The sequence below is a fragment of the Streptomyces sp. NPDC006393 genome, assembly GCF_040628575.1.
GTDB lineage: Bacteria > Actinomycetota > Actinomycetes > Streptomycetales > Streptomycetaceae > Streptomyces.
Genome location: NZ_JBEXZD010000020.1, coordinates 16,574 through 38,017, shown reverse-complemented (window position 1 = coordinate 38,017; position 21,444 = coordinate 16,574). Strand labels below are relative to the sequence as shown.

The 21,444-nt window shown below is 70.5% G+C and carries 16 protein-coding genes; 14 read left to right on the top strand and 2 right to left on the bottom strand.

All coding sequences use genetic code 11. The annotated features are described in order from the left end of the window. The first annotated feature begins 65 nt into the window (after nt 1-65). The 11 genes from ABZ484_RS11860 to ABZ484_RS11810 all read left to right on the top strand — a co-directional run bounded on the left by ABZ484_RS11860 (nt 66) and on the right by ABZ484_RS11810 (nt 15,770). The gene (locus tag ABZ484_RS11860) at nt 66-2,690 is read left to right on the top strand and encodes a valine--tRNA ligase (protein WP_358865747.1); all 2,625 of its coding nucleotides are present in this window, start codon (nt 66-68) and stop codon (nt 2,688-2,690) included. A 208-nt stretch (nt 2,691-2,898) separates the two neighbouring features. Next, nucleotides 2,899-4,440 carry a folylpolyglutamate synthase/dihydrofolate synthase family protein gene (locus ABZ484_RS11855; protein WP_358865746.1) on the top strand — a complete coding sequence of 514 codons (1,542 nt, stop codon included), beginning with the start codon at nt 2,899-2,901 and terminating at the stop codon, nt 4,438-4,440. Between the two features lie 6 nt (nt 4,441-4,446). After that, nucleotides 4,447-4,818, top strand: coding sequence for a DUF4233 domain-containing protein (locus tag ABZ484_RS11850; protein ID WP_358865745.1), 372 nt, complete (start codon nt 4,447-4,449; stop codon nt 4,816-4,818). Nucleotides 4,819-4,872: 54 nt separating this feature from the next. Further along, nucleotides 4,873-5,286: a nucleoside-diphosphate kinase gene (gene ndk / locus ABZ484_RS11845; protein ID WP_030171330.1), complete on the top strand. Its 414-nt coding sequence runs from the start codon at nt 4,873-4,875 to the stop codon at nt 5,284-5,286. A 293-nt stretch (nt 5,287-5,579) separates the two neighbouring features. Next, nucleotides 5,580-6,599, top strand: a complete 1,020-nt coding sequence (locus ABZ484_RS11840; RefSeq protein WP_030381728.1) for a rod shape-determining protein — start codon at nt 5,580-5,582, stop codon at nt 6,597-6,599. Nucleotides 6,600-6,762: 163 nt separating this feature from the next. Further along, a complete protein-coding gene (gene mreC / locus ABZ484_RS11835; RefSeq protein ID WP_358865744.1) occupies nt 6,763-7,746 on the top strand; it encodes a rod shape-determining protein MreC in 984 nt (327 codons plus the stop codon). Nucleotides 7,747-7,761: 15 nt separating this feature from the next. Then, nucleotides 7,762-8,439: a rod shape-determining protein MreD gene (gene mreD, locus ABZ484_RS11830; RefSeq protein WP_358865743.1), complete on the top strand. Its 678-nt coding sequence runs from the start codon at nt 7,762-7,764 to the stop codon at nt 8,437-8,439. Nucleotides 8,440-8,591: 152 nt separating this feature from the next. Beyond that, nucleotides 8,592-10,856, top strand: a complete 2,265-nt coding sequence (gene mrdA, locus ABZ484_RS11825; protein WP_358865742.1) for a penicillin-binding protein 2 — start codon at nt 8,592-8,594, stop codon at nt 10,854-10,856. Continuing rightward, nucleotides 10,853-12,052 carry a rod shape-determining protein RodA gene (gene rodA / locus ABZ484_RS11820; RefSeq protein ID WP_358865741.1) on the top strand — a complete coding sequence of 400 codons (1,200 nt, stop codon included), beginning with the start codon at nt 10,853-10,855 and terminating at the stop codon, nt 12,050-12,052. Before mrdA ends, rodA begins: the two co-directional genes overlap by 4 nt. A gap of 80 nt (nt 12,053-12,132) precedes the next feature. Next, complete coding sequence (locus ABZ484_RS11815; RefSeq protein ID WP_358865740.1) at nt 12,133-13,773, top strand: CYTH and CHAD domain-containing protein; 1,641 nt, start codon at nt 12,133-12,135, stop codon at nt 13,771-13,773. Between the two features lie 71 nt (nt 13,774-13,844). Then, complete coding sequence (locus tag ABZ484_RS11810; RefSeq protein ID WP_358865739.1) at nt 13,845-15,770, top strand: TIGR03960 family B12-binding radical SAM protein; 1,926 nt, start codon at nt 13,845-13,847, stop codon at nt 15,768-15,770. A gap of 72 nt (nt 15,771-15,842) precedes the next feature. Here ABZ484_RS11810 and ABZ484_RS11805 read toward each other — a convergent pair whose 3' ends face one another. Beyond that, entirely contained in the window at nt 15,843-16,448 is a 606-nt protein-coding gene (locus ABZ484_RS11805) for a CE1759 family FMN reductase (RefSeq protein ID WP_358865738.1), read from the bottom strand. Beyond that, nucleotides 16,445-17,572: an LLM class flavin-dependent oxidoreductase gene (locus ABZ484_RS11800; RefSeq protein WP_358865788.1), complete on the bottom strand. Its 1,128-nt coding sequence runs from the start codon at nt 17,570-17,572 to the stop codon at nt 16,445-16,447. The genes ABZ484_RS11805 and ABZ484_RS11800 overlap by 4 nt, the downstream gene beginning before the upstream one ends. Nucleotides 17,573-17,973: 401 nt before the next feature. On the opposite strand from ABZ484_RS11800, the gene ABZ484_RS11795 reads away from it, so the two are divergent. From ABZ484_RS11795 to ABZ484_RS11785, 3 genes are all read left to right on the top strand, one after another. Continuing rightward, complete coding sequence (locus ABZ484_RS11795; RefSeq protein WP_358865737.1) at nt 17,974-18,930, top strand: DUF5996 family protein; 957 nt, start codon at nt 17,974-17,976, stop codon at nt 18,928-18,930. 224 nt (nt 18,931-19,154) lie between these two features. After that, entirely contained in the window at nt 19,155-20,186 is a 1,032-nt protein-coding gene (locus ABZ484_RS11790; protein WP_358865736.1) for a hypothetical protein, read from the top strand. A 233-nt stretch (nt 20,187-20,419) separates the two neighbouring features. Continuing rightward, nucleotides 20,420-21,205, top strand: coding sequence for a TIGR03936 family radical SAM-associated protein (locus ABZ484_RS11785; RefSeq protein WP_358865735.1), 786 nt, complete (start codon nt 20,420-20,422; stop codon nt 21,203-21,205). Nucleotides 21,206-21,444 lie beyond the last annotated feature (239 nt).

The following is a 21,444-nucleotide window of genomic DNA, read 5'->3' as shown; positions in this document are numbered from 1 at the left end:
GGGTGGGGACCGTTACAGAACAAATGCGGTTCGGGACCGCGTCGTGACACCTCTAAACTGGCCCCGTGACCGAGAACGCTCAGCAGCAGCCACCAGCGCCCGACACCGAACTGCCGACCCAGTACGCGCCGGCCGATGTAGAGGGGCCGCTGTACGAGCGCTGGGTAGAGCGCGGTTACTTCGAGGCGGACGAGAAGAGCGACAAGCCGCCGTACACGATCGTCATCCCGCCGCCGAACGTCACCGGCAGCCTGCACCTCGGGCACGCCTTCGAACACACGCTCATCGACGCCCTGACGCGCCGCAAGCGCATGCAGGGGTTCGAGACGCTGTGGCAGCCCGGCATGGACCACGCCGGCATCGCCACGCAGAACGTCGTCGAGCGGGAGCTCGCCAAGGAGGGCAAGTCCCGGCACGACCTCGGCCGTGAGGCCTTCGTCGAGCGCGTCTGGCAGTGGAAGAGCGAGTCCGGCGGGCAGATCTCCGGGCAGATGCGCCGCCTCGGCGACGGCGTCGCCTGGTCCCGCGAGCGCTTCACCATGGACGAGGGGCTCTCGCAGGCCGTCCAGACCATCTTCAAGCGCCTCTACGACGACGAGCTGATCTACCGCGCCGAGCGCATCATCAACTGGTGCCCGCGCTGTCTGACGGCCATCTCGGACATCGAGGTCGAGTACCAGGACGACGACGGCGAGCTCGTCTCCCTGAAGTACGGCGACGGTGACGACAGCGTCGTCGTCGCCACCACCCGCGCCGAGACCATGCTCGGTGACACCGCCGTCGCCGTCCACCCCGACGACGAGCGCTACAAGCACCTGGTCGGCAAGCTCATCAAGCTGCCGCTGACCGACCGCTCCATCCCCGTCGTCGCGGACGAGCACGTTGACCCCGAGTTCGGCACGGGCGCCGTCAAGGTCACCCCGGCCCACGACCCGAACGACTTCGAGATCGGCCAGCGCCACGGCCTGCCGGCCATCGCCGTGATGGACGAGCACGCCGTCATCACCGCGCACGGCCCCTTCCAGGGCCTGGACCGCCTGGAGGCCCGCTCCGCCATCGTCGCCGCGCTGCGCGCCGAGGGCCGGATCGTCGCCGAGAAGCGGCCCTACGTCCACTCCGTCGGCCACTGCTCGCGCTGCAAGACCACCATCGAGCCGCGCCTGTCCATGCAGTGGTGGGTCAAGGTCGGCCCGCTGGCGAAGGCCGCCGGCGACGCGGTCCGCGAGGGCAAGGTCAAGATCCATCCGCAGGAGATGGAGAAGCGCTACTTCGACTGGGTCGACAACCTCCACGACTGGTGCATCTCGCGGCAGTTGTGGTGGGGCCACCGGATTCCGGTCTGGTACGGGCCGAACGGCGAGGTCGTCTGCGTCGGCCCCGACGACGAGGCGCCCACCGGTGAGGGCTGGCACCAGGACACCGACGTCCTCGACACCTGGTTCTCCTCCGGTCTGTGGCCCTTCTCCACGCTGGGCTGGCCGGAACAGACGGACTCGCTCGCGAAGTTCTACCCGAACTCCGTCCTGGTCACCGGCTACGACATCCTCTTCTTCTGGGTCGCCCGGATGATGATGTTCGGCCTGTACGCGATGGACGGCACCCCGCCGTTCCACACCATCGCCCTGCACGGCATGGTCCGCGACCAGTTCGGCAAGAAGATGTCGAAGTCCTTCGGCAACGCGGTCAACCCGCTGGACTGGATGGACAAGTACGGCTCCGACGCCCTGCGGTTCACCCTCGCCCGCGGCGCCAACCCGGGCGTGGACGTCCCGATCGGCGAGGACTGGGTCCAGGGCTCGCGCAACTTCGCCAACAAGATCTGGAACGCCACCCGCTTCGCGCTGATGAACGGCGCGACGGTGGACGGGCCGCTGCCGGACCCGGCGAAGATGTCGTCGACCGACCGCTGGATCCTGTCCCGGCTGAACTCCGTCGTCGCCGAAGTCGACGCCTACTACGACGACTTCCAGTTCGCCAAGCTGTCCGACGCCCTGTTCCACTTCGCGTGGGACGAGGTCTTCGACTGGTACGTCGAGCTGTCCAAGACGACGTTCCAGGCGGGCGGCGAGGCCGCGAAGGTCTCCCAGCGGGTCCTGGGCGAGGTCCTGGACGTCACGCTCAAGCTGCTCCACCCGGTCGTCCCGTTCGTCACCGAGACCCTGTGGACCACGCTCACCGGCGGCGAGTCGGTCGTCATCGCCGAGTGGCCGAAGGACAGTGGTTTCCGCGACGCGGACGCCGAACGGGAGATCGAGACGCTCCAGTCGCTCGTCACCGAGGTCCGCCGCTTCCGGGCCGACCAGGGGTTGCAGCCGGGGCAGCGGGTCCCGGCGCGGCTGGCCCTGGACGGCACGGCGCTCGCGCCGCACGAGGCGGCCATCCGCCAGCTGCTGCGGCTCCAGCCGGAGGGTGAGGGCTTCACCGCCACGGCGACGCTGCCGGTCGCCGGTGTCGAGGTCGCGCTGGACCTGTCCGGGGCGATCGACGTGGCGGCGGAGCGGAAGCGGCTGGCGAAGGACCTGGCCGCCGCGGAGAAGGAGAAGGCGCAGGCCACGGGCAAGCTGGGGAACGAGGCGTTCCTCGCGAAGGCGCCCGACCACGTGGTCGACAAGATCCGTACGCGGCTGGCGAAGGCCGAGGAGGACATCACGCGGATCGCCGCGCAGCTGGAGCGGTTGCCGCAGGCGTAGCGCAGCGTTCGTACGCTGCTGAAGGCCCCGGAGCTGTTGTCGGCTCCGGGGCCTTCGGCTGCGGTGGGGGTGGGGGCGCTTGCCCGCGCGTGCGGGGTGCCGCTGCGCCCACCCGTGCCGCCCTGCGGCACGACTGCCCGCAGCTACAGGGAGGCGGCGCGACTGCCCGCAGCTACGGAGGTATGCGGCCGGTACGTAGACTGGCCCCGTGAGTGAGCTCCCCCCAGACAGCACTGGTCCGTCTGATCCCTTCGAGTCCTTCGACGAGATCATCGCGGCGACGCAGACATCAGCCGCTTCCGCGGCGGGCGACCGGGACCCCGATCTCGCGGTGATCGAGGCAGGCAGCCGCACCCTGCGTACTCAGGGCGGTGCGCCGAGCGTCGAGGTACCCGCCCGTCCCGAGGACCCCGAGGTCGACAAAGCGCTGCGCGAGGTCGAGGCGGATCTGGCGACCCGCTGGGGCGAGACCAAGCTGGAGCCCTCGGTCACCAGGATCGCGGCGCTGATGGACGTGCTGGGCGAGCCGCAGCGGTCGTACCCGTCGATCCACATCACGGGCACCAACGGCAAGACCTCCACCGCCCGCATGATCGAGGCCCTGCTCGGCGCCTTCGAGCTGCGCACCGGCCGGTACACCTCGCCGCACGTGCAGTCGATCACCGAGCGCATCAGCCTGGACGGCGCCCCGATCTCCGCCGAGCGGTTCATCGAGACGTACCACGACATCAAGCCGTACGTGGAGATGGTCGACGCCTCCCAGGAGTACCGGCTGTCCTTCTTCGAGGTGCTGACCGGCATGGCCTACGCGGCCTTCGCGGACGCACCGGTGGACGTCGCGGTCGTCGAGGTGGGGATGGGCGGCACCTGGGACGCCACCAATGTGATCGACGCGGATGTCGCCGTGGTCACCCCCATCGCGCTCGACCACACCGACCGGCTGGGCGGCACTCCGGGCGAGATCGCCGGGGAGAAGTCCGGCGTCATCAAGCAGGACGCCACGGTGATCATGGCGCAGCAGCCGGTGGACGCCGCGCAGGTGCTGCTGAAGAAGGCCGTGGAGGTGGACGCGACCGTGGCCCGGGAGGGCCTGGAGTTCGGTGTCGTCGACCGGCAGGTGGCCGTGGGCGGGCAGATGCTGACCCTGCGTGGTCTGGGCGGCGAGTACACGGAGGTGTATCTGCCGCTGCACGGCGCGCACCAGGCGCACAACGCGGCCGTGGCGCTCGCCGCCGTGGAGGCCTTCTTCGGGGTGGGCGCGCAGCGCGCGGAGCCGCTGGACGTCGAGACGGTCCGCAGGGCGTTCGCGTCCGTCACCTCGCCGGGCCGGCTCGAGGTGGTGCGGCGCTCGCCGACCGTCGTGCTGGACGCCGCGCACAATCCGGCGGGCGCCCAGGTCACCGCGGAGGCGGTCCGGGAGGCGTTCGACTTCAGCCGGCTGATCGGTGTGGTCGGGGCCAGCGGCGACAAGAACGTGCGCGGGCTGCTGGAGGCCTTCGAGCCGATCTTCGCGGAGGTCGTGGTCACCCAGAACTCCAGCCACCGCGCGATGGACGCCGACGAGCTGGCCGGGATCGCCGTCGAGGTGTTCGGTGAGGAGCGGGTCCAGGTGGAACCGCGGCTGCCGGACGCCCTGGAGGCGGCGATCACGCTCGCCGAGGAGGAGGGCGAGTTCGCCGGCGGCGGTGTGCTGGTCACCGGTTCCGTGATCACGGTCGGTGAGGCCCGGCTGCTTCTGGGGAAGGGCTGACATCTCGTGCGTACGCTGTGTTCCTCGACGCTGATCGGTGAGTTCTTCGTCATCGGGTTCGCCGCGCTGGTCGCGATGAAGGACCCGGGTCTTTCGATGGCGAGCGTGTGGACGGTCAGCGGCATCGCGATGGCGCTGTGTGTGCTGCTGTGCGGTGTGGTGACCCGGCCCGCCGGGGTGGCGCTGGGCTGGGCGCTGCAGATCGCGCTGGTCGTGTCCGGTGTCGTGGTGCCGACGATGTACTTCCTGGGCGCGGTGTTCGCCGGGCTGTGGTGGGCGTCCGTGCATTTCGGGCGGAAGATCGACGTGGCGAAGGCGAGATTCGCGGAGCGGTCCGCCCAGGCGAGCCCCGGCCCCTCCTCCCCTGACGCTGCGTGACCGCCGCCCTGTACTCTTCGTTCACCGCACATCTGTAGGAGAAGGAGTCCCCCCGTGACCCAGCGCACCCTCGTCCTCCTCAAGCCCGACGCCGTCCGTCGTGGCCTGACCGGCGAGATCATCAGCCGTATCGAGCGCAAGGCCGGCTGGCAGATCACCGCGCTGGAGCTGCGCACCCTGGACACCGACACGCTGGAGCAGCACTACGGTGAGCACAAGGGCAAGCCCTTCTACGAGCCGCTGGTGGCGTTCATGTCCTCCGGTCCGGTCGTGGCCATGATCGTCGAGGGCGAGCGGGTGATCGAGGGCGTGCGCGCCCTGGCCGGTCCGACCGACCCGATCGCCGCGGCTCCCGGCTCCATCCGCGGGGACTACGGCGTGATCGTCCGGGAGAACCTCATCCACGCCTCCGACTCCGAGGAGTCCGCCGAGCGCGAGGTGAAGATCTTCTTTCCCGGCCGGGGCTGACGTCCGTATCTTCTGACGTACCGTCAGGCTTTACCCGGGCCTGACCTGGGCGGCCGTGAAAAGCGGCCGCCCCGCGGCATATGCGATGCCGATCGGGGGAACGCGTGCCTCCGATGGGCCGTCTCCACAAGCGAGGCGGTACGCCATCTGCTGACAATGGCGAAGACCCTCGCGCAGTGTTCGTGCAGGCGCGTTTACGATGGAAGCCTTCACGTCACAGCACCCACCTCGCCGTACCTGAAATGCCCTCAAAGCACCCAGGGAAGGCCAGACGAATCCTGATGGGGAACTCAATGTCGTTCATCGGCCGTGACATGGCTGTCGACCTCGGGACCGCCAACACGCTGGTGTACGTCAGGGGTCGCGGGATCGTACTCAACGAGCCGTCCGTCGTCGCGATCAACACGAACACCGGTGGCATCCTCGCGGTCGGCGCCGAGGCGAAGAAGATGATCGGGCGCACGCCCGGGAACATCGTGGCCGTGCGCCCTCTCAAGGACGGCGTCATCGCCGACTTCGAGATCACCGAGCGGATGCTGCGCTACTTCATCCTGAAGATCCACAAGCGCCGCTATCTGGCGCGTCCGCGCGTCGTGGTCTGCGTGCCCTCCGGCATCACCGGCGTCGAGCGCCGCGCCGTCATCGAGGCCTCCTCCCAGGCCGGCGCCCGCCAGGTGCACATCATCGAGGAGCCCATGGCCGCGGCCATCGGTTCCGGCCTGCCGGTCCACGAGGCCACGGGCAACATGGTGGTGGACATCGGCGGCGGCACCACGGAGGTCGCGGTCATCTCGCTCGGCGGCATCGTCACGGCCCAGTCCATCCGCGTCGCGGGCGACGAACTGGACAACGCGATCATCCAGCACGTCAAGAAGGAGTACAGCCTTCTGCTGGGTGAGCGCACGGCCGAGCAGATCAAGATCACGATCGGTTCGGCGTACGACCTGGACTCCGACGAGCACACCGAGATCCGCGGCCGGGACCTGGTCTCCGGGCTGCCCAAGACCGTCGTCATCTCGGCCGCCGAGGTCCGCAAGGCGATCGAGGAACCGGTCAACGCGATCGTCGACGCGGTCAAGACGACCCTCGACAAGTGTCCGCCGGAGCTGTCCGGCGACATCATGGACCGGGGCATCGTGCTGACCGGCGGCGGGGCGCTGCTGCGCGGCCTGGACGAGCGGCTGCGCCGCGAGACCGGCATGCCGATCCACATCGCCGAGGACCCGCTGGACAGCGTGGCGCTCGGCTCCGGCAAATGCGTCGAGGAGTTCGAGGCGCTCCAGCAGGTCCTGGACGCCCAGCCGCGCAGATGACACAACTCTTCGATTCCGCCGTACGAGCAGTTCTCCTCTCGTGCGGCGGATCGTTGATATAGAGGCATAAGCTCCCACAAATGGGCCCCTTGGGACCGCGCTCAGGGTCAGCGCTTCTCGGGGGCCACCCAATTTCCGACGAGGAAGGGCACGGCCGCCGCACGTGAGGGACACGAAAGAGAGCCGGCTGCTCCTGGTGCTGCTGATCGCCGTCGCGTTCGCGCTGATCACGGTGGACATCCGCGGTGGGGAGAACTCCCCGGTGGACGGCGCCCGGCAGGCCGCCGCCGCCGTCTTCGGCCCGATCGAGAACGGCGTGTCGGGCGCGGTGAACCCGGTCGGCGACGCCGTCTCCGCGGTCCGTGACTCCGGCGAGCGCCACGACCGGCTCGCCGCCCTGGAGAAGGAGAACGCCGCTCTCAAGGCCAAGCTCGGCAGCGACGACCGCAACCGCAGCCGTCTGGACCAGCTGAACCGCATGCTGAAGCTGGCCGGCCAGGGCCAGTACGGCATCAAGGGCGCCCAGGTCATCGCCATAGGAGCCGCGCAGGGCTTCTCCTGGACCATCACCATCGACGCGGGCGCGCGCGACGGCATCAAGCGCGACATGACCGTCCTGAACGCCGACGGCCTGGTCGGCCGGGTCACCACCGTCGGCCCGGACTCCTCCACCGTGCTGCTCGCCAACGACCCCGACTTCACCGTCGGCACCCGGATGGAGGGCAGCGACGAACTCGGCTTCGCCTCCGGCCAGGGCGACCGCCCGCTGCGCGTGCAGCTCCTCAACGGCAAGGCGGAGGTGAAGAAGGGCGACCGTCTCGTCACCTTCGGCTCCCAGGGCGACAAGCCCTTCGTGCCGGGCGTCCCGGTCGGCGTCGTCTCCCGCGTCGACCCCTCGGGCGGCGACCTGACCCGCACCATCTACGTCACGCCCTACGTCGGCTTCACCAAGCTCGACGTCGTCGGTGTCGTCGTCCAGGGCCCGAAGAAGGACCCGCGTGACGAGGTGCTGCCGCCCAAGCCCAAGCCGACCCCGACGCCCACCGTGACGGTGACGGTCACCCCGTCCGCCGACGCGAACGCCACCGACGGGCCCGACGCGCAGTCCACCGGCGACGCGCAGCCCACCGACGACCAGCTGCCGTAGGAGCGAGAAGTCCCCATGCGCCTCAACCGGATTCTGCTCTCCACCGCGCTGGTCGTCGTGGCCCTGGTGATCCAGGTGAGCGTCCTGTCCCGGCTGCACCTGCCGGGCGCCGTCCCCGACCTGCTGCTGCTCACCGTCCTCGGCCTGGCCATGGTCTACGGGCACGTCGGCGGCGCCCTCGTCGGCTTCGGCGCCGGACTGCTCGCCGACCTCGCCCCGCCCGCCGACCACGCCGCCGGCCGCTACGCCCTGGTGCTGTGCGTCATCGGCTATCTCGCCGGGCTCATCAAACCCGAGACCGGACAGGTCAAGTCGGCCTCCGGCCCGATGGCCGTGGTGGTCGCCGCCGCCCTCGGCTCGACGCTGCTGTACGCCGGTGTCGGCGCTCTCGTCGGCGACACCGCCGCCCGCCATGTCGGCCTGCCCGGCCTGCTGATCAGCGCCGCCGTCTACGACCTGCTGCTCGCCCCGTTCGTCGTCCCCGGCATCATGGCGCTGGCCCGGCGCTCGGAGCACGACCCGCTCTCCGAGACCTCGGCCGCCAAGCAGGCGACCGACATCTCCTCCGGCTGGCTCTCCTCCGGCACCGGGCTGCGCATCGGCGGCCAGCGCGGCGCGCTCGGCGGCCTCAAGACCAGAGCCCGCGCCCGCAGCACCCGGGTCGGCCGCATCAAGGGGGTCAAGCGACTGTGACGGCACGGCAGTTGACCGCCCCCGGCGTTCACAGCTTCATGGGATACGACTCGTACCGGCCGTACCGGCGCGACACGGACCAGTACAACTCCCGTCACAACCACGCATACCGGCACGGCTCGTTCGCGCGCTGAGAGGGGGAGGCAGCACCAGTGACCAACATTCCCGAGACCGGCAGGACCCCACGGGTCCAGACCCGGCTCGTCGTCATCCAGATCCTCGTCCTCTCCCTGCTCGGCACCCTCGGCGGCCGGCTGTGGTACCTGCAGATCCGTGAGGGCGCCCAGTACCAGAAGGAGGCGTCCGGCAACCACGTCCAGCAGGTCGTCCAGCCCGCCGTGCGCGGCTCCATCCTGGACGCGCGCGGTGTGCCGCTCGCCGACAACGAGACCCGCCTGGTGGTCTCCGCCTCCCGTACCGACCTGCTCAAGCAGAAGGACGACGGCAAGGCGGTCCTCACCAAGCTCGCCGGCGTCCTCGGCATGAGCCCGCAGGAGGTCATGCAGAAGGTCCGGCTGTGCGACGCCAAGACCCCGCAGCCCTGCTGGAACGGTTCGCCCTACCAGCCCATCCCGATCACCGACGAGGCCACCCCCAAGCAGGCCCTCCAGATCCGGGAACGCTCCGAGGACTTCCCCGGCATCACCGCCGAACCCGAGGCCGTGCGCAGCTACCCCGGCCCCGGCAAGTCCAACACCGCGCAGGTGCTCGGCTACCTCTCGCCGGTCACCGACGACGAGGTCCAGAAGGCCAAGGACACCGCCTCGCCCTATCTGCGCTCCGACATGGTCGGCCGCTCCGGCCTGGAGCGCCAGTACGACCAGGCGCTGCGCGGCAAGGCCGGCGTGACCCGCTACGAGGTCGACAACCTCGGCCGGGTCATCGGCAAGGCCAAGTCGGACGCGGCCGAGCCCGGTTCGAACCTGGTCACCAGCATCGACGCCCGGGTCCAGCGGGTCGCCGAGTACGAGCTGGACAAGGCGATGAAGGCCGCCCGCCAGCAGTACGACAAGATCACCGGCACCAACTACAAGGCGGACTCCGGCGCCGTCGTCGTGATGGAGGCCAAGACCGGCCGGATCGTGGCCATGGCGTCCGCGCCGACGTACGACCCGAACGTCTGGGTCGGCGGCATCTCCGCCAAGGACTACAAGGCGCTCACCGGCAAGAACTCCGACTACCCGCTGCTCAACCGCGCCACCCAGGGCCAGTCCGCGCCCGGTTCGACCTTCAAGGTCGTCTCCACCGCCGCCGCGGTCCAGGCCGGCTACGACTTCAACGGCAACTACCCCTGCACCAGCTCCTACTCCGTCGGCGGCCAGGTCTTCAAGAACTTCGAGGGCGAGAACTTCGGCCCCATCTCCCTCGGCAAGGCCCTCGAGGTCTCCTGCGACACCGTCTTCTACGGCCTCGCCGACAGCGAGTGGAAGAGGGACGGCGGCATCAACCCCAAGAAGGGCCAGCCCAAGGACTGGTTCTTCAAGACCGCCCACCAGTTCGGCCTCGGCAAGAAGACCGGCATCGACCTGCCCAACGAGGTCACCGGCCGCGTCCCCGACCGCCAGTGGAAGCAGGACTACTGGAAGGCCAACAAGGACACCTGGTGCAAGTCCGGCAAGAAGAACGGCACCTACGTCGAGAAGATCTTTTACGAGAACTGCCTCGAGGGCAACAAGATGCGCGAGGGTGACGAGATCAACTACTCCATCGGGCAGGGCGACACCCTCCTCACCCCGATCCAGGAGGCCGTCATCTACGGCGCCATCTCCAACGGCGGCACCATGTACACCCCGACCATCGGCAAGGCGATCGTCAGCGCCGACGGCAAGCACGTCACCGACATCAAGCCCCGGTCGCACGGCAAGCTGCCGATCACCAAGGCGACCCGCGACATGATGGACGAGGCCCTCGCCGCCGTCACCACCCGCGGTACCGCCGCCTGGAAGTTCAACGGCTGGCCGCAGAACAAGATCCCGCTGCACGCCAAGACCGGTACGGCCGAGGTCTACGGCAAGCAGACCACGTCCTGGCTGGCCACCTACAGCAAGGACTACTCGGTCATCATGACCATCTCCCAGGCCGGTACCGGCTCGGGCGCCTCCGGTGAGGCGGTGCGCAACATCTACAGCGCCATGTACGGCGTCCAGGCCGACGGCTCCATCGACAACAAGAAGGCACTGCTGCCCACCCCGGAGAAGAGCCTGCCGAAGATCCAGCCGGACGGCACCATCGCCGCCCCGAAGATCCCCGGCGACCCGGCCAAGGACCAGGAGAAGATCGCCAAGGAGGTCGCCCAGCAGGGCGGCACCACCGGTCCCGACGACCAGCAGACGCCCGCGACCTCACCGTCCCCGACGGACAACCGCGACACCCGCAGGCGCCCGCGCGGCCGGAGAGGCCGGAGGAGGACCGCATGACCGGCGCCAACAACTTCTCCGTCTCCGGATACGGACCGCAGCGAGCCGGCTGGACGCGCCTGTTCGCGCGCGACTCGGTGGCCCGCCGGCTCGACTGGCCGATGCTGCTGGCCGCGCTCGCGCTGTCCACGATCGGCACCGCACTGGTCTTCTCCGCGACCCGCAACCGCACCGAGATCAACCAGGGCGACCCGCACTACTTCCTGGTCCGGCAGCTGATGAACATCGGCATCGGGCTCGCCCTGATGGTCGGCACCATCTGGCTCGGCCACCGCGCCCTGCGCAACGCCGTGCCGATCCTCTACGGCGCCTCGGTCTTCGGCATCCTGCTGGTGCTCACCCCGCTCGGCGCCACCATCAACGGCAGCCGCAACTGGATCGTCCTCGGCGGCGGCTTCTCCCTCCAGCCCTCGGAGTTCGTGAAGATCACGATCATCCTGGGGATGGCCATGATGCTCGCGGCCCGGGTCGACGCCGGCGACCGGGCGTACCCCGACCACCGCACGGTGCTCCAGTCCCTGGGCCTGGCCGCCGTACCCATCCTGATCGTGCTGCTCATGCCCGACCTCGGCACGGTCCTGGTCCTGGTCACCATCATCCTCGGTGTGCTGCTCGCCTCCGGTGCCTCCAACCGGTGGGTCTTCGGCCTGCTCATCGCGGGCACCGTCGGCTGCATCGCCATCTGGCAGCTGCACATCCTGGACGAGTACCAGATCAACCGGTTCGCGGCCTTCGCCAACCCCAGCCTCGACCCGGCCGGTGTCGGCTACAACACCAACCAGGCCCGGATCGCCATCGGCTCCGGCGGCCTGACCGGCGCGGGCCTCTTCCACGGCTCCCAGACCACCGGGCAGTTCGTCCCGGAACAGCAGACCGACTTCGTCTTCACGGTCGCGGGCGAGGAACTGGGCTTCGCCGGGGCGGGCCTGATCATCCTGCTCCTGGGGGTCGTGCTGTGGCGGGCCTGCCGCATCGCCCGCGAGACCACCGAGCTGTACGGCACCGTCGTCGCCGCCGGGATCGTCGCCTGGTTCGCCTTCCAGGCCTTCGAGAACATCGGCATGACCCTGGGCATCATGCCGGTCACCGGCCTGCCCCTGCCGTTCGTCTCCTACGGCGGCTCGTCGATGTTCGCGGTCTGGGTGGCGGTCGGCCTGTTGCAGTCGATCCAGGTGCAGCGGCCGATGTCGGCCTGAGGTCTTCGAAGGGGAGTCCTTCGAAGACCGAGCCGGATCGGGGGGGCGCCCCGGGGCCCCGGGGCGCCTACATTCGGTTCATGGCGGCCACCAAGCGCGAGATCGAGCGGAAGTACGAGCCGGTGCGGCCGGGCGAGCCGGGTGGGTCCAGAGGGCCGGGAGGGCCTGAAGGGCCTGGAGGTGCTGGCGGTGCTGGCGGTGCGGAAGGCCCGGGCGGTGCTGGAGGTCCCGGCGGTGCTGGACGTCCAGAGGCGGCCGGCCTGCCCGACCTGACCGGCCTCGGCCCGGTCGCGGCCGTCGTCGACAGGGGCGTCGCCGTACTGGACGCCGTCTACTACGACACCTCCGACGAACGCCTCTCCACCGCCGGACTCACCCTGCGCCGGCGCACCGGCGGCACCGACGCGGGCTGGCACCTCAAGCTCCCGGTCGCCCCCGGCGTACGCGACGAGATCCAGGCCCCGCTCTCCGACACCGTGCCGCCCGACCTCGCCGGGCTCGTCCGCTCCCGCGTCCGCGACAGCGAGCTGCGGCCCCTGGTCCGCCTCCGCTCCGAGCGCGCCGTCAGACACCTCGTCGACGACGGCGGCACGCTGCTCGCCGAGGTGAGCGTCGACGCCGTGCACGCCGAGCGGCTGACCGGCGACGGCGGCACCGCCCGCTGGACCGAGATCGAGGTCGAACTGGCCGACGGAGGCGAGCCGGCACTCCTGGACAAGGTGGACAAACGGTTCTGTATGGCCGGTCTGCGGCCCTCTGCGGCCCCCTCGAAACTGGCCCGCGCCCTCGCCGAGACCGCCCCGCCGGACCACCCCCGGCCGACCGCCGAACCCGCTCCCGTCACGGCCGGCGACCACGTCCTGGCCCATCTGCGCGCCCAGCGGGACGCCCTCGTCGCCCTCGACCCGGCCGTCCGCCGGGACGTCGAGGACTCCGTGCACCGCATGCGCGTCACCACCCGCAGGCTGCGCGGCGCCCTGCGCAGCTACGGCCGGGTCCTGGACCGCGCCGCCACCGACCCGCTCGGTGCGGAACTGAAGTGGCTCGGCGGCGAACTCGGTCTCGACCGCGACCAGGAGGTCCTCACCGAACGCCTCACCGCCGCCCTGGACGCCCTGCCCGCCGAACTGGTCACCGGCCCCGTCCGCGCCCGGCTGCGCTCCTGGTCCGAGGAGCGCCGCGGCGGCTCCCGCCGCCGGCTCCTCGACGTCCTCGACGGCGACCGCCACCTGCGGCTGCTCGACGCGCTGGACGCTCTCCTGGCCGGCCCGCCGCTGCGAGCGCCCGCCTCGGCAGAGGCGGCTGAGGTGCTCGCCCGGGCCGTGCGCAAGGACTTCGCGAAGCTGGCCACCCGGCTCGAACACGCCCTCGCCCTGCCGTCCGGCACCGACCGGGACGTCGCCCTGCACCAGGCCCGCAAGCAGGCCAAACGGACCCGGTACGCCGCCGAGGCCGCCGTGCCCGCCCTCGGCGAGGCGGCGACCGGGGTGGCGCGGGCCGCGAAGACCCTCCAGGGCCTGCTCGGCGACCACCAGGACAGCGTCATGACCCGCGAGGCCCTGCGCGACCTCGCCGCACGGGCTCAGCAGGCGGGGGAGAGCTCGTTCACCTACGGGGTGCTGTACGGGCGGGAGGAGCGGCACGCGGCCGGGCTGGAGACGGAGCTGCCCGGGGTGTGGGCCGGCCTGCGGCCGTACGGGTCAGCGCTGCGACCGGGTTAGGCTTGATGGTCACACTCCCCCAGCCGTCGGCCGGGGGGACCCCCAGTCAGCTCACGAAGGTAATCCCCGCGATGTCTGTCGAGTCGGTCTTCCCACAGCTCGAGGCCCTGCTGCCGCATGTGCAGAAGCCGATCCAGTACGTGGGCGGCGAGCTCAACTCCACCGTCAAGTCCTGGGACGGCTGTGACGTCCGCTGGGCGCTCATGTACCCGGACGCGTACGAGGTCGGCCTGCCCAACCAGGGCGTGCAGATCCTCTACGAGGTGCTCAACGAACAGGACGGCGTCCTCGCCGAGCGCACCTACAGCGTGTGGCCCGACCTGGAGGCCCTGATGCGGGAGCACGGCGTCCCGCAGTTCACGGTGGACTCCCACCGCCCGGTGAAGGCCTTCGACGTGTTCGGCCTGTCCTTCTCCACCGAGCTGGGCTACACCAACATGCTCACCGCGCTGGACCTCGCGGGCATTCCCCTCCAGGCCAAGGACCGCTCGCTCGACGACCCGATCGTGGTGGCCGGCGGCCACGCGGCCTTCAACCCGGAGCCGATCGCCGACTTCATCGACTGCGCGGTCATCGGCGACGGCGAGCAGGCGGTGCTCGAGGTCACCGGGATCGTCCGCGCCTGGAAGGCCGAGGGCCGCCCCGGCGGCCGGGAGGAGATCCTCTTCCGTCTGGCGAAGACGGGCGGGGTGTACGTCCCCGGCTTCTACGACGTCGAGTACCTGCCCGACGGCCGTATCGCCCGCGTCGTCCCCAACAAGTCCGGCGTGCCCTGGCGCGTGTCCAAGCACACGGTGATGGACCTGGACGAGTGGCCGTACCCCAAGCAGCCGCTCGTGCCGCTCGCCGAGACGGTGCACGAGCGCATGTCGGTGGAGATCTTCCGCGGCTGCACCCGCGGCTGCCGCTTCTGCCAGGCCGGCATGATCACCCGCCCGGTGCGCGAGCGCTCCATCACGGGCATCGGCGAGATGGTCGACAAGGGTCTGAAGGCGACGGGCTTCGAGGAGGTCGGCCTCCTCTCCCTGTCCTCGGCGGACCACTCGGAGATCGGCGACATCGCGAAGGGCCTGGCGGACAGGTACGAGGACGACAAGATCGGCCTCTCCCTCCCGTCCACCCGCGTGGACGCCTTCAACATCGACCTGGCCAACGAGCTGACCCGCAACGGCCGCCGCTCGGGCCTGACCTTCGCCCCGGAGGGCGGCTCGGAGCGCATCCGCAAGGTCATCAACAAGATGGTCTCGGAGGACGACCTGATCCGCACCGTCGCCACGGCGTACGGCAACGGCTGGCGCCAGGTGAAGCTGTACTTCATGTGCGGCCTGCCGACGGAGACGGACGACGACGTGCTCCAGATCGCCGACATGGCGACGCACGTCATCCAGAAGGGCCGCGAGGTCTCGGGCTCGAACGACATCCGCTGCACGGTCTCCATCGGCGGCTTCGTCCCCAAGCCCCACACGCCGTTCCAGTGGGCGCCCCAGCTCTCCGCCGAGGAGACGGACACCCGCCTGGCCAAGCTCCGCGACAAGATCCGCGGCGACAAGAAGTACGGCCGCTCGATCGGCTTCCGCTACCACGACGGCAAGCCGGGCATCGTCGAGGGCCTGCTCTCGCGCGGCGACCGCCGCATCGGCGCGGTCATCCGCGCGGTCTACGAGGACGGCGGCCGCTTCGACGGCTGGCGCGAGCACTTCTCCTACGACCGCTGGATGGCGTGCGCCGACAAGGCCCTGGCCCCCTACGGCGTCGACGTCGACTGGTACACCACCCGCGAGCGCTCCTACGAGGAGGTCCTGCCCTGGGACCACCTGGACTCCGGCCTGGACAAGGACTGGCTCTGGGAGGACTGGCAGGACGCCCTCGACGAGACCGAGGTCGAGGACTGCCGCTGGACGCCCTGCTTCGACTGCGGGGTGTGCCCGGCCATGGACACGTCCATCCAGATCGGCCCCACCGGCAAGAAGCTCCTGCCGCTGACGGTCAAGAAGTAGGCCCCGGCCGGCCGGGACGGGGGAGCGTCTGGAGGGCCGGTGCGGTGTGCCGCCCGGCGGGCGGCACAGCGGTCAGGTGCCGCCCAGCAGGCGTTGCATGGCGGCGAGGTCCTCGTCGACGATCTCGCGGCGGGCGCGCGGTCCGCACGCGCGCAGCAGGCGGGCGAAGTCGGCCGCGGCCGCCATGATCCGCTCACCCAGGGCCGATCCCGTCTGGGTGCCGAAGTCGCTGGTGGCGGCGTAGACGGGCCGGGGGGAGACGATCGCGTGCAGGTACGAGAACATCGGCCGCAGCGCGTGTTCCAGCACCAGGGAGTGCCGCTCGGTGCCGCCGGTCGCGCCGATCAGGACGGGCATGTCCGACAGGGTCTGTTCCGGCATCACGTCGAAGAAGGACTTGAACAGCCCGCTGAAGGAGGCGTTGAAGGCGGGCGTGACGGCGATGACCCCGTCCGCCTCGGCGACCTTCGCGAACGCCGACTCCAGCGCCTCCCCGGTGAACCCGGTCAGCATCGTGTCCATGATCGGGTGCGCGAGGGGACGCAGCTCCACGAAGGCCGATTCCACCGGTTCGCCGAGTTCCTCGAGTTCCCGGGTCACGGCGGCCGCGAGCCGGTCCGCGAGGAGCCGCGTCGAGGACGGCTCGCGGAGCCCGCCGGTGATGATCGTGATCTTCATGGAGTCTCCGGTTTCTCGTCGCTGTCACCGGTGGACCGTTCCGCCTCGGCACGGTCGCGCTCGCGCAGCAGCGATCGGTGCGTCGGGGCGGCCGGGACGTCGGCCGGTCTGCCGACGGCGAACTCCTTGCGCAGCACCGGCACCACCTCTTCGCCGAGCAGGTCGAGTTGCTCCAGCACCGTCTTCAGCGGCAGGCCCGCGTGGTCCATGAGGAACAACTGGCGCTGGTAGTCGCCGGCGTACTCGCGGAAGCCGAGCGTCTTCTCGATGACCTGCGCCGGTGAGCCGACCGTCAGCGGGGTCAGCTCCGTGAACTCCTCCAGCGAGGGGCCGTGTCCGTAGACGGGCGCGTTGTCGAAGTAGGGGCGGAACTCGTCGACGGCGTCCTGGCTGTTGGGGCGCATGAACACCTGGCCGCCGAGACCGACGATCGCCTGCCGCGGGGTGCCGTGGCCGTAGTGGGCGAAACGCCGGCGGTACAGGCTCACCAGCTGCCGCGTGTGGGAGGCGGGCCAGAAGATGTGGTTGGCGAAGAACCCGTCCCCGTAGTAGGCGGCCAGCTCCGCCACCTCGGGCGTGCGGATGGAGGCGTGCCACACGAAGGGCGGCACGTCGTCCAGGGGGCGCGGCGCGAGCGTGAAGCCCTGCAACGCGCTGCGCAGCTTGCCCTCCCAGTCGACGACCTCCTCGCGCCACAGCCGGCGCAGCAGTCCGTAGTGCTCGACGGTCAGCGGCAGGGCGTCGCGGATGTCCTGCCCGAACCAGGGGTAGACCGGGCCGGTGTTGCCGCGTCCGAGCATGATGTCCGTACGCCCGCCGGACAGGTGCTGGAGCACGCTGAAGTCCTCGGCGATCTTGACCGGGTCGTTGGTGGTGATCAGCGTGGTCGAGGTGGACAGGATGATCCGCCGGGTCTGGGCGGCGATGTAGGCGAGCAGGGTGGTCGGCGAGGACGGCACGAAGGGCGGGTTGTGGTGCTCGCCGGTGGCGAAGACGTCCAGGCCGGCCTCCTCGGCCTTGCGCGCGATGGCGACGGTGGCCTGGATGCGTTCCGCCTCGGTGGGCGTACGGCCCGTCGTGGGGTCGGTGGTGACGTCACCGACGGTGAAGATGCCGAACTGCATCCCGCTCGCTTCGGACGGCCGCCCACTGGTCGTGTCGTACGGCTCCGTGCCGGTCGTGTCGTACGGCTCCGTGCCGGTCGCTTCGGACGACGCCATGCTGGGTTCCTCCTGGCCTCCCTCGCCGGGGCGGTCCCATCGACCTGGTGCGGTCGGTGCCGCGCGACGGGCCGTCGTCGCCTCGCTCACCGGGGAGTTCGTGCCGGCGGGTCCCGGTGCGGTCGTCGCCGCACCGCTTGGGCGGGGTAGGCCCGGCCACTGGGCAGAGTCTCGGACCGAGGGCATGCCCCGGTCCACCTCGTCATCGTGTCACGCCGGGGGCGATCCGGCAGAACGTGCCGCCGCCGGCCGGCGTGGGAAAATGGGGCGGGATCGCACTCCCCTCGACACGCTGGGAGGCTCCCGTGAGCGAACGTCTCGACGCCTGGCCGGAGCTCGACCACGCGGAACTGGCGCCCATGGTCGACTACGTGAACCGCATCGTGCAGGTCGCGGGCAAGTACACCCTGGACGATCCCTTCGAAACGGGCTGGGGCAACATCGTTCTCGACGTCACGCCCCGGGGGCTGGGCACACCGACGTTCCGGCACCAGGACGTGACCTTCACCGTCCACTACCGGCTGCTCGACGGTGACGTCGTCATCGAGACGGACCGGGACGAGCGCAGGGTGCCGTTGTCCGGCGAGTCGGTCGCCTCGTTCTACCGGACGTTCTGCGAGGCCGCCGCCGAACTGGGCATCCACCGGCCCCGCACGTCGCTGATCTGCGAGATCCCGGGCGCCCCGGCGACCTTCGAGGACGATCACGCCGAACGCTCGTGGGACCCGCACGCCGCCCGGCTGATGTGGCGGGCCGAGAACCTCGCCGCCGGGGGACTGGAGTCCTGGCAGGCGCCCTTCCTGGGCCACCGTCCCCGGGTCGGTGTGATGTGGGGCGGGTTCGACCTGTCCGCCACACGGCACCGGGCACAGCCCACCACTCCGCCGCGCAACGCGCCGACGTTCATGCAGAACGCCCAGCTCAACGCGTATGTCTCGGTGGGCTTCTCGTTCAAGAACCTTCCCGACAGGCCGAGCATCGGCATGTACGCCTACATCTGGCCGCAGCCGGACGGTCTGGAGGGCCGGTCCTGGGGCGTGGAGGGCGCGACCTGGAACGCGGACGCCGGTCTGGTGCTGCTGCCGTGGGAGGTGCTGCGGCGGACCAAGGACCCCCATGAGGCGATCGTGGCCTTCGGGGACGCCGTCTACCAGGCGGCGGTCGAGACGGCGGGCTGGCCCGCCGACCTCGTCGGCCCGCGCGTCGACGGCTGGTACGCGAGCCGCACACCGGCCTCGGCCCTCCAGCGGCTGCACGGCTGAACGACCGGCCTGCCGGGGTCCGTCGGGGGACGGTCCGGCGTGCCTCGGCCGTCTCCCGGAACCCGGCAGGGGCCCAACGGATGAATCTGTCGAACACGTTCTGTTTCCCTGCGCGATGTTCATGATCGTCGTGATGGCATCCGCGTGACGTCATCCGCCCTCCGCGCCCGCTGGGCCTGCGGTGCGGATCCGGCGTGCCGACTCACGGAAACAGGAACGACACCATGCTTATTCGCAGACTGGCGTGCTCCCTGGGCAGCTTCACGGTGGCCCTCGGAATCGCCGTCGCCCTGCCCGCGACCGCCGAGGCGGCCTCTGCCGCTCGCCAGGAACCGGCACTGACCATCACCAAGAACACGACCACGCCGAGCCCCTTGGAGCCCGGCCAGACCGTGACGTACACCCTCACGGTCGAGAACCAGGGCTCCGCGAGCACCACGACGACGGTGGCCGTCGCAGACGATCCCGACAACGGACTGACCGTCACCGACATGCAGGGCACCGGCTGGACCTGCTCGGCGGCCAACTGCTCCCGTACGGACTCCCTGCCGCCGGGTGGCGTGTACCCGGACATCACCGTCACCGCGGTCGTGCCCACGATCCCGGTGAGTGAGGTGTGCAACCACGCCAGGGTGCAATGGGGGCCCGGCAACGCGATCTCGGGCGCCACCCTCTGCCTCCCGGTCTCCCAGCCGCCCGCCCAGCTGTCCATCAGCAAGACCCACTCGGGCACCTTCACCCAGGGCAGCACCGGTACCTACGCCCTCACCGTCTCCAACGCCTCGGCCGCCGGGACGACCAACGGCACGGTGACCGTGACGGACAGCCTGCCGACGGGTGTCACCTACGACAGCGCCTCCTCCGGCGGCTCCGGCTGGACGTGCGGCGAGTCCGCGGGAACCGTCACCTGCACCCGCAGTGACCCGCTGGCGCCGGGCGACAGCTACCCGCCGATCACCCTCACCGTCAACCTCACCTCCACCGCCCCCTGCGGTTTCATCAACACCGCGACCGTCTCCGGTGGAGGCAGTGAATCGGCCGGCGACAACGACTCGACGACTGTCACCGGTGGCACCTGTGGCGGGGGTGGCGGCGGAGGCGGCGGTGGCAACGGGAACGGGGGCGGCGGTTCCATCCTGCCCATCGACATCAGCGGTCTCCTGCCCGCCTACAACAACATCAGCATCAACAACCCGATCAACAGCCCGGGCGCGACCAGCAGCACGAACCAGAACTTCACTCTGAACGGCTCCTGAAGCGCGACACCACCCAATCCTGGGGGCCGGGAAGGATTCCTTCCCGGCCCCCAGGGCTGTGCGCTCGGCAGGGCGGACGGGAACCGGCGGGCCGGGGAGCACGTACTCTAGAGAAAGGACCAGGCGCCACAGGTCCCCGCCGACGCGGGGCGGCGCCCTGGGACGTCCGCCGTACACAAGGAGAAGTTCCACTGGGCAAGCGACAGCCCGAAGGCCCGCCGCCCGCACCCGCGGTGCAGCGCATCCGACTGCGCTACACCAAGCGCGGCCGCCTCCGGTTCACCAGCCACCGTGACTTCCAGCGCGCCTTCGAGCGTGCGCTGCGCCGTGCCGAGGTGCCGATGGCGTACTCGGCGGGGTTCACGCCGCACCCGAAGGTCTCCTACGCCAATGCCGCACCCACCGGCACGGGCAGTGAGGCGGAGTACCTGGAGATCGCGCTCACCGCGTCCCGCGACCCCGAGCGGCTGCGTGCCCTCCTCGACGAGTCGATGCCCGCCGGGCTGGACATCGTCGAGGCGGTCGAGGCCCGTACGCCGGGACTCGCCGACCGGCTGGAGGCTTCCGTGTGGGAGCTGCGGCTGAACGGCGTGGACCCGGCCGAGGCCGAGCACGCGGTCGCGGCCTTCAACGGCGCCGCGGCGGTCGAGGTACAGCGCCTGACCAAGAACGGCATGCGCACCTTCGACGCCCGCCCGGCGGTCGTGAGCCTCCGGAGCGCGCAAACGCACCGTTCGGCGGCTGATAGGCCGACCGACCAGCCCTGTGCGATACTGCGGCTGGTTGTTCGGCACGTGACGCCTGCCGTACGACCCGACGACGTCCTGTCCGGTCTCCGCGCCGTGGCCGACCTGGCGCCGCCGGTCCCCGCAGCGGTGACCAGGCTGGCGCAGGGGCTGCTCGATGAAGAGACCGGCACGGTGACCGACCCGCTCGCGCCCGACCGCGAGGCAGACCCGGCCGCCCCGGCCGTTTCAGTAGGGGGCGCCGACGCTGCCGCCGCGAAGGCGTCGGCTTAGGGAAGGTTCCGTAGGGACGGACGTCGAAGCGCCGCCCTCGTACTCGGGAGCCACCTGGGTCGGGCAGCGCACCGACCAGAAGACTTTCGCCAGGCCGTACGCGACAAGGCGTACGGAACCGGCGAGACAGGACACAGAGAGCTCCCGTGCGGCGCCCGCGCCCCGGACGGCGGCCATCGCGCAACCGCGTGGCCGCGGACGTCAACGGCGTTCGATCGATCTGATCGGCGCCGGACCAG

Bases quoted from the DNA above. Each gene is read 5' to 3' on its own strand.
- ABZ484_RS11790 (WP_358865736.1), top strand. From the start codon at position 19,155: ATGCTTATTCGCAGACTGGCGTGCTCCCTGGGCAGCTTCACGGTGGCC.
- ABZ484_RS11805 (WP_358865738.1), bottom strand. From the start codon at position 16,448: ATGAAGATCACGATCATCACCGGCGGGCTCCGCGAGCCGTCCTCGACG.
- ABZ484_RS11840 (WP_030381728.1), top strand. From the start codon at position 5,580: ATGTCGTTCATCGGCCGTGACATGGCTGTCGACCTCGGGACCGCCAAC.
- ABZ484_RS11800 (WP_358865788.1), bottom strand. From the start codon at position 17,572: ATGCAGTTCGGCATCTTCACCGTCGGTGACGTCACCACCGACCCCACG.
- mreD (WP_358865743.1), top strand. From the start codon at position 7,762: ATGCGCCTCAACCGGATTCTGCTCTCCACCGCGCTGGTCGTCGTGGCC.
- ABZ484_RS11815 (WP_358865740.1), top strand. From the start codon at position 12,133: ATGGCGGCCACCAAGCGCGAGATCGAGCGGAAGTACGAGCCGGTGCGG.
- rodA (WP_358865741.1), top strand. From the start codon at position 10,853: ATGACCGGCGCCAACAACTTCTCCGTCTCCGGATACGGACCGCAGCGA.
- ABZ484_RS11810 (WP_358865739.1), top strand. From the start codon at position 13,845: ATGTCTGTCGAGTCGGTCTTCCCACAGCTCGAGGCCCTGCTGCCGCAT.